General features: G+C 61.8%; 1 rRNA gene. It reads left to right on the forward strand.

Features of this window, described 5'->3' with window-relative positions:
• A 23S ribosomal RNA gene (locus ciss_RS09665) occupies positions 1 to 241 on the forward strand; the annotation flags it as partial.

The following is a 241-nucleotide window of genomic DNA, read 5'->3' on the forward strand; positions in this document are numbered from 1 at the left end:
TGGGTAAGGGGTTGAGAATCCCCTGCCACCCGAGCCCGCTTGAGGGAAGGGGTGACGCAGAAGGATAGGTTGAGCGCGCGGCTGGAAAAGCGCGTCCAAGCCTGTAGGGAGTGGGACAGGGAAATCCGTTCCACGTGAAGCCCGAGAGGTGATGGGGAGGGAAGAAAGAGTACCGAAGCAACCGAGTCCAGGCTGCCGAGAAAAGCCTCTACCGAGGGCGAGGGTGCCCGTACCGCAAACC

Source organism: Carboxydothermus islandicus, assembly GCF_001950325.1.
Classification (GTDB): Bacteria; Bacillota; Z-2901; order Carboxydothermales; family Carboxydothermaceae; genus Carboxydothermus; species Carboxydothermus islandicus.